Below are 2,486 nucleotides of genomic sequence, written 5' to 3'. Positions count from 1 at the left end.
GCGCCGCAATTGTGTTCCAATCGGGGACGGGGCTTGACCGACCCCTCATCCCGGGGTTTTGTGCGCTCATGAAGCGCAATGCCGAGCCCGAACCCTTCTGGAAGCGCAAGACGCTGGAAGAGATGACCCGCAAGGAGTGGGAGTCGCTTTGCGACGGCTGCGCGAAATGCTGCCTCGTGAAGCTCGAGGACGAGGATACGCTCGAAATCTCGTTCACCAACGCGATCTGCAAGCTGCTCGACTGCGAGAGCTGCCGCTGCACCGATTATCCGAACCGGGCGAGGCGCGTGCCCGATTGCGTGCCGCTGACGCCGGAGGTGATCCAGGAGGTGAGCTGGATGCCGCCCTCCTGCGCCTACCGGCTGGTGGCGGAGGGCAAGGACCTGCCGAGCTGGCATCCGCTGGTCTCCGGGGAAACCGAAAGCGTGCATCGCGCGGGCATGTCGGTCCGGGGGAAAGTCGTCTCCGAGGACGAGATCGATTTCGACGACATCTGCGACTACATCGTGCAGTGGCCGAAAGAGATCGCGGAGTGAGGGCGAGGCCCCCGGGGATAAGTTTTCTTAAAAAAGATTCGTCGGCGGACGAATTTTTGCCCCTTGACCAGCGTGACGCTCCTTACCACCTCTTCGATTATCTCCAGAAGTGTGTCTGCAACTCTCCATGGGTGTCATCCCGGGCTTGTCCCGGGATCCAGGGGCCGCTCGCTCGTCATTTTGCCGCCCTGGATCCCGGCACAAGGCCGGGATGACATTTCGAGGCGGGGATAAGTTTGTTTTCGATAAAATTCGTCGGCGGATGAATTTCACCCCTTGACCAGCGTGACGCTGCTTCCTACCTGTTCGGTTATATCCAGTATTGCGTCTCGAGGTTTGCGGCCCCCGTCAGCGGGGGCTTTTTTATTGCGTCGCTCGCAACGAGGAGAGGAATGCGTGGCGGTCAGGAAAAAAGCGAAGGAGCCCGACTGGACGAAAATCCGCGCGGCTTATGAAGATGTGGATGTGCCGCTTGCCGAGACGGCGGACAAAGCCGGCCTGAATTCGCAGATGCTGATCGCCCGGGCGCGGCGGGAGGGCTGGCGGCCGCGCACGGCGCCGCCGAAGGCGCCGGCGCCGGCCGCCGAACTCACCGGGGCGCAGATCAAGCCGTCGAGCCTTGCGACGCGGCTGAAGCGGCTGATCGCCCGCGAGATCGAGACGATCGAGGGCGAGAGCGCGAAGAAGCGCGATGCGATGCAGAAGGAGCGCGATGCGCGGCGGCTGTCGTCGCTGGTGCGCTCGCTCGAAAAGCTGAACGACATCAAGGCGGCGGCGAAGGCAAAGCCCGGCAAAAAGAAAGAGGAGGATGGCGATGAGCTCAGAACGGAGCTTCAGCGCCGCCTCGCTCGCCTCGTTACCGGCGGCGACGCGGACGGCGTTTCTGGCGAGCCTCGCGCCACGGGAAATTGAATGGCTGATGGATCACTGGCCCTTCTGGGCGCGGGACGATCAGCGCGCGCCGAATGGCGAATGGACGACATGGCTGGTGCTGGGCGGGCGCGGCGCGGGCAAAACGCGCAGCGGCGCCGAATGGGTGCGCGGCGAGGTGGAAGCGGGCCGCGCCGGACGCATCGCGCTCATCGGCGAGACCTTCGGCGATGTGCGCGAGGTGATGATCGACGGCGCGTCCGGATTGCGGGCGCTGGGCGCGCGGGCCGCACGGCCGCGCTACGAAGCCGCGCGGCGACGATTGCTCTGGCCCAATGGCGCAGTGGCGCAGGCCTTCTCGGCCTCGGAGCCGGATGCGCTGCGCGGCCCGCAATTCGACGCGGCCTGGGCCGACGAGCTGGCGAAATGGCGCTATGCCGAAGAAGCCTGGGACATGCTGCAATTCGGATTGCGGCTCGGGGAGCGGCCCCGGCAGGTGGTGACCACGACGCCGCGGCCGGTGCCGATTTTGAAGCGGCTGCTGAAAGAAGAGACCTGCATCGCGACGCGGGCCTCGACCCATGCCAATCGCGCCAATCTGGCCGAGGCCTTCTTTCGCGCGGTGATCGCACGCTATGAAGGAACGCGGCTCGGGCGGCAGGAACTCGACGCGGAACTGATCGAGGACAATCCCGACGCGCTGTGGTCGCGCAGCATGATCGAGGGCACCCGCATCATGCGGGCGCCGGAGCTTGTACGCGTCGTCGTCGCGGTCGATCCGCCGGCGACCAGCGGTCCGCAGGCGGATGAATGCGGAATCGTGGTCGCCGGCGTCGACGGCGAGGGACGTGGATATGTGCTCGACGACCGCTCGATGGGCGGGCTGACGCCGCTCGCCTGGGCGAACCGGGCGGGGAAGGCCTATCGCGACCATAAAGCGGACAGGATCGTCGCCGAGAGCAATCAGGGCGGCGAAATGGTCTCGACCATCATGCGGCAGGTGCTGCCGACGGTGCCCTTGCGGCTTGTGCGGGCGACGCGGGGCAAGCGCGTCAGGGCGGAGCCGGTAGCGGCCTTATA

Annotated in this window: 3 protein-coding genes; all 3 read left to right on the top strand. The window is 65.7% G+C overall.

The annotated features are described in order from the left end of the window. Nucleotides 1-68: 68 nt before the first annotated feature. Nucleotides 69-536 (top strand): YcgN family cysteine cluster protein, encoded by a 468-nt coding sequence (locus VMR03_RS01310; RefSeq protein ID WP_325401500.1) that lies wholly within the window; start codon nt 69-71, stop codon nt 534-536. A gap of 396 nt (nt 537-932) precedes the next feature. Beyond that, nucleotides 933-1,448, top strand: a complete 516-nt coding sequence (locus tag VMR03_RS01305) for a hypothetical protein (protein ID WP_325401498.1) — start codon at nt 933-935, stop codon at nt 1,446-1,448. Continuing rightward, the coding region (locus VMR03_RS01300; protein WP_325401497.1) for a DNA-packaging protein at nt 1,351-2,486 on the top strand (1,136 nt) is incomplete at its 3' end. The genes VMR03_RS01305 and VMR03_RS01300, both read left to right, overlap by 98 nt.

The sequence above is a fragment of the Parvibaculum sp. genome (assembly GCF_035511255.1).
GTDB lineage: Bacteria > Pseudomonadota > Alphaproteobacteria > Parvibaculales > Parvibaculaceae > Parvibaculum.
Note: the sequence above shows the minus strand (reverse complement) of the source record. Positions and strands in the feature narration are given on the sequence as shown.

Bases quoted from the DNA above. Each gene is read 5' to 3' on its own strand.
- VMR03_RS01310 (WP_325401500.1), top strand. From the start codon at position 69: ATGAAGCGCAATGCCGAGCCCGAACCCTTCTGGAAGCGCAAGACGCTG.